6 protein-coding genes are annotated in these 4,984 nt (G+C 70.7%); 4 read left to right on the top strand and 2 right to left on the bottom strand.

Translation table 11 applies throughout. The features are described 5' to 3' along the window. Positions 1-252 precede the first annotated feature (252 nt). The 4 genes from ACFDTH_RS06610 to ACFDTH_RS06595 are packed head-to-tail and all read left to right on the top strand — an operon-like array spanning position 253 to position 3,745. Positions 253-552, top strand: coding sequence for a hypothetical protein (locus ACFDTH_RS06610; RefSeq protein ID WP_375286730.1), 300 nt, complete (start codon positions 253-255; stop codon positions 550-552). Positions 553-601: 49 nt separating this feature from the next. Further along, positions 602-1,939, top strand: a complete 1,338-nt coding sequence (locus ACFDTH_RS06605; RefSeq protein WP_375286729.1) for a hypothetical protein — start codon at positions 602-604, stop codon at positions 1,937-1,939. Positions 1,940-1,976: 37 nt separating this feature from the next. Then, the gene (locus tag ACFDTH_RS06600) at positions 1,977-3,275 is read left to right on the top strand and encodes an ectonucleotide pyrophosphatase/phosphodiesterase (protein WP_375286728.1); all 1,299 of its coding nucleotides are present in this window, start codon (positions 1,977-1,979) and stop codon (positions 3,273-3,275) included. Positions 3,276-3,298: 23 nt separating this feature from the next. Further along, complete coding sequence (locus ACFDTH_RS06595) at positions 3,299-3,745, top strand: MaoC family dehydratase (protein ID WP_375286727.1); 447 nt, start codon at positions 3,299-3,301, stop codon at positions 3,743-3,745. 34 nt (positions 3,746-3,779) lie between these two features. On the opposite strand, the gene ACFDTH_RS06590 is transcribed toward ACFDTH_RS06595, so the two are convergent. Both ACFDTH_RS06590 and ACFDTH_RS06585 read right to left on the bottom strand, forming a co-directional pair. Next, positions 3,780-4,343, bottom strand: a complete 564-nt coding sequence (locus ACFDTH_RS06590) for a hypothetical protein (protein ID WP_375286726.1) — start codon at positions 4,341-4,343, stop codon at positions 3,780-3,782. Positions 4,344-4,441: 98 nt separating this feature from the next. Next, on the bottom strand, positions 4,442-4,972 hold the full coding sequence (locus ACFDTH_RS06585; protein ID WP_375286731.1) for an adenine phosphoribosyltransferase: 531 nt from the start codon (positions 4,970-4,972) through the stop codon (positions 4,442-4,444). Positions 4,973-4,984 lie beyond the last annotated feature (12 nt).

The raw sequence follows: 4,984 nt of genomic DNA, 5'->3' as shown, positions 1-4,984 counted from the left end.
TTGGACTCGGGCTCCAGCCAGCCTGGGGTCTCGCCCGGCTCCGGCGTGACGTTCTGGGTGACGGGGGTGCGCGGTGCCGGGCCGGTCGGCTGCGGCGCGGGCGGCATGGCGTTGTTCTGGGCTTCGTCTCCGCCCGAACAGGCGGCGAGCAGCAGGGCGGCGGGGAGGAGGACGCGCATGCCGGGTGCAAAGCGCCGGGCGCACGAGGGTTCCAAAGGTGACGGGCGCAAGCGGATCAGGTAAGGCGCGCGCGTGCTCCGCGCATTGCTCCTGCTGCTGGCTCTGCTGACCGCCTCGCCTGCTTTTGCGGCGATGCCGGCGTGCCACGACGCGCCTGCCGCCGCTGCGCATGCGATGCCGGGTGGGGATCACCGCCAATCGGACGTGGCGCCACCGCATGCCTGCCTCGGCTGCATCCCGCCGTCCGACTGGCTGGCTGCACCGCGGCCGGCACCGCGGCTTGCTCCCATGGTTGCGCCGACCCCGCGCATCGCGACGCTCGATCTCGGCCGCGCACCGCCGCCGCTGCTGCGCCCGCCACGGCTGGGCTGATCCGCCGGGCGTTGCCCGACCGATCTCCTCCAGCATCACGGACCCATCCATGCACAAGTTCCTAGCGGCCGTCGCCGCCGGGGTGCTGCTGCCAGTTCCGGCGGCCGCCCAGCACCACCACATGCCCGCTGACGCGTCGGCGCCGGCGCACCAGGATCACCGGCCTCCCGCCGATCCGTACCGGATCGCCTCCGACGAGGCGCTCGCCCACGCGCCGCCCGGCCAGGCGATGCCGGGGATGACGATGGGGACCACCGCCGGCCGTTACCAGCAGGGATCGGGCACTGCGCGCCTGCCTGCCGCCGAAGGACCGATGCGCGGCGCGATGCTGCATGCGGGCGGATGGATGCTGATGGCGCATGGCTATGCCTGGGGCGTCGCCGCCGGCCAGAGCGGCCCGCGCGGCGACGACATGGCGTTCGTCGAGACGAGCGCGATGGTGATGGCCGATCGCGACCTGGGCGAGGCGGCCCACCTTCAGCTGCGCGCGATGGGCAGCCTGGAGCCGCTGATGGGTGCGCGCGGCTATCCCAACCTGCTCGCCACCGGCGAGACCGCCAACGGGCAGGCGCTGGTCGATCGACAGCACCCGCACGACGCCTTCATGGAGCTGAGCGCGCGGCTCGACTACCGCGTCGCTGACGGCACCGTCTTCGTCTATGGCGCGCCGGTAGGCGAGCCCGCGATCGGCCCGGCGGCGTTCATGCACCGCGGCTCCGCGCGCTACCAGCCGCTGTCGCCGATCACCCACCATTGGTTCGATTCGACCCACATCACCTATGGCGTGGTCACCGCCGGTTTTGCCGCGCCGCAGGTGCAGCTGGAGGCGAGCGCCTTCCGCGGCCGCGAGCCCGACGAGCGGCGGTGGAACATCGAGACGCCGCGGCTCGATTCGTGGAGCGTGCGGGCGAGCTGGACCCCCTCCCCCTATGTCGCCGCGCAGGTGAGCCACGGCTTCCTCAAGCAGCCCGAAACGCTGCACGCCGACGAGAATGAGCATCGCACCACCGCCAGCGTGCATTATGCGCGCGCCGGGCTGACGACCACGCTCGCCTGGAGCCTCAAGGACCGTTCCCCCGGCCACGCCCTGCCCGCCTGGCTGGCCGAGGCGACCTGGGAGGTGACGCCGCGCCACGCGGTGTTCGCGCGCGCCGAGCATGTCGCCAATGACGAGCTGTTCCCCGATCATGACGATCCCCGCCACGACCGGCGCTTCCACGTCGGCAAGGTGGAGGCGGGCTATGCGTATCGGCTGCCGATCGCCGGGCCGCTGGGGCTGGCGCTGGGCGGCACGGTGGCGGCGTACAAGGTGCCCGACACGCTGGACGATGCCTATGGCGATCCGCTCGGCTGGACCTTGTTCGCCAAGCTGGCGGTAGGCCTCTGACTTTCCAGCGTCATCGCGCGGGCGTAGGGCGCGCGGCATGAGGGCCCTTCCGAATGCCGCCGCCGCGCTCGCGCTGTCCGCCTGCGCCTATCCGCATACCCCGCCCGCGCTGCCGCCGGTGACCGCGCCGCCCGCCGCCGCGCCGGCACCGGTGCCCGCGGGCGAGGCGATGACGGTGCTGATCTCGATCGACGGCTTCCGCCCCGATTATCTGGCGCGGGGAATCACCCCCAATCTCGACCGGATCGCAGCAGCGGGCGTGTCGGCGGAAATGCGGCCGTCCTTCCCGTCAAAAACCTATCCGAACCACTGGACTTTGGTGACCGGGCTGCGCCCCGACCGGCACGGCATCACCGCGAACAGCATGGAGGATCCGTCGCGCCCCGGCGAGCGCTTCACCATGGCGACCGACGATCCGTTCTGGTGGAACGCCGCGGAGCCGATTTGGGTGGCCGCGCAGAAGGCGGGCATTCCGGCGGCGGCGATGTTCTGGCCGGGCGCCAATGTCGCCTGGGGCGGCGTGCCCGATTCCGCCTGGCCGCACACGGTAGCCAATGGCATGCGCCCGCTCGATTGGCAGCAATATACCCAGCAGATGCCCAATCGGCAGCGCGTGCAGACCGTGCTCGACTGGGCGCGCCGCCCGGACGCGATCCGGCCGCGGCTGGTGACGCTCTATTTCGACGTGGTGGACACCGCCGGCCACCTGCACGGGCCCAGCTCGCCGCAGGTGAATGAGGCGATCGCCGAGGTGGACGCGCGGATCGGCGAGCTCCAACGCGGGCTGGCGGAGCTGGGCCGCGCGGCGAACCTGGTCATCGTCTCGGACCATGGCATGGCGGCGACCTCGGGCGAGCGGGTGATCCGGCTCGACCGGGTGGTGAAGTCGAGCGACGCGCGGGTGGTGGAGAGCGGTCCGTATGCGACCTTCGCGCCGGTGCCGGGGCGCGAGGCGGCGACGGCGGCGGCGCTGCTGCGGCCGCACCCGCACATGACGTGCTGGCGCAAGGACGCGATGCCGGCGCGCTTCCACTATGGCACCAATCGGCGAATCCCGCCCTTCGTCTGCCTTGCCGAGACCGGCTGGGAGACGCTGCCGAGCGCACCGGCCAAGGCGGTGAACCCGGGCGATCATGGCTTCGACAATGACGCGGCGGACATGCGCGCGATCTTCATCGCATCCGGCCCCGCGTTCGTGGCGGGGCAACGGCTGCCGGTGTTCGACAATGTCGATGTCGCGCCGCTGCTGCGCACCCTGCTGGGCCTTCCCGCGGGCGAGCGGCTGGACGGCAGCGATGCGCCGTTCCGGGCTGTGCTGACCGCCGCGCCGCGCTAGGCTGTCCCGAAAGGGAGAGGCGCATGCTATATTTCGAGGATCTGGAGGTCGGCACGATACACCGGTTCGGTGCCTATGCGGTGACGCGCGAGGAAGTGGTGGAGTTCGCCAGCCGCTACGATCCGCAGCCCTTCCATCTTTCCGACGAAGCGGCGGCGCAGACCTATTTCGGGCGGCTTTCCGCGAGCGGCTGGCATACCTGCGCGATGGCGATGGCGATGATCGTCGCGGACATGAAGGGGCGCGAACAGGCGTCGCTCGGCTCGCCCGGTGTGGACGAGCTGCGATGGCTGAGGCCGGTCTATCCGGGCGATACGCTCCGCTGCGAGACCGAGCTGGTCGAGAAGAGGCAGAGCGCCAGCCGCCCGGAGATGGGCATCTTCAAGAGCCGGATGACCGTGCTCAACCAGCATGCCGTGCCGGTGTTGACGATGCTGACCAACGGCCTGATCCGAACCAGACCGGAATGAGAAGGGGGCCAGCCGGAACGAGCCCCTCTTTCACTCAGCGGCGACGGGTGTCGCGCCGGTTCTGGCGGTTCAGCTGGCGGCGCTCCTGACGGACATCGGAGCGGTAGTTGCGCTGCGCCCGTTCGCGACGGTTCTGGAACTGGCCGCGGTTGATCTCGCCCTGGCGCAGGTCCTGGCGCAAGCCGCGAACGTCGCCGCGATAGTCGCGCCGGTCTCGCGCGACATCCTGGCGGAAATCCTGCCAGTTGTTACGAACCTGGCGACGGTCCTGCCGCCAGTTGCCGCCACGCTGGCGCCAGTAAGCATTGCCCCGGCCCTGCCAGTAGCGCTGCTGCGCCGCGCTCCAGCGATACGGGCGGCGGTAGCGGTCATAGACGTAGATGCCGGTGCCCGGATAATAGAAGCCGTCGTTCCAGCCGAAGTACGACCCGCCGAAGCCAACGCCGCCGACGCCCCCATAATAGGGATCGCCATAATAGCCGCCGCCATAATAGGCGTCACCGGCGTAACCGACGCCGCCACCATAGCCGTAGCCGCAGCCGGAAAGCCCCAGCGCCGCGCCCACGGCGGCGGCGGCGATGGCAAGACGCTTGAACATGCTCGATCTCCCGAAACGTGGGAGGCGGCCAGATACGCGCCGCCACTCATCTTGAAACGGGAACGGTTCGTAAACGTTCCGGGCTGAACCGCGGGTGACTAGTGTCCCTCGAACGATACCAGCGTGTCGACGCGCAGGCCGTCGGCGCGCAGCCGGTGGGCGCCGCCGAGGTCGGGCAGGTCGATGACGAACTGCGCCTGGGTGACGGTCGCGCCCGCCTTGCGGAGCAGCCGCACCGCCGCGGCGGCGGTGCCGCCGGTGGCGATCAGGTCGTCGACCAGCAGCACGCGGGCGCCCGGCGCGCAGGCGTCGGCGTGCATCGCGATCCGGTCCTGTCCATATTCGAGCGCGTAATCTTCGGCGATGGTGGCGCCGGGCAACTTGCCGTCCTTGCGGATCAGCAGGCAGCCCGCGCTCAGCGGTACCGCCAAAGCAGCGGCGAACAGGAAGCCGCGGGCCTCGATGCCGGCGACGAGGTCGACCGGCCCGTCCACAAGCGCCGCCATCCGCTCGACCACCGCCGCCAAGCCGCGCGGATCGAGCAGCAAGGTGGTGATGTCGCGGAACTGGATACCGGGCTTGGGGAAGTCCGGGATGGTGCGGATCAGGGCCTTAAGGTCGTCGTTCATGGCGTTGGGGGA

Source organism: Sphingomonas sp. (assembly GCF_042096255.1).
Taxonomy (GTDB): Bacteria; Pseudomonadota; Alphaproteobacteria; order Sphingomonadales; family Sphingomonadaceae; genus Sphingomonas.
This window is presented reverse-complemented; position numbering and strand designations above follow the sequence as displayed.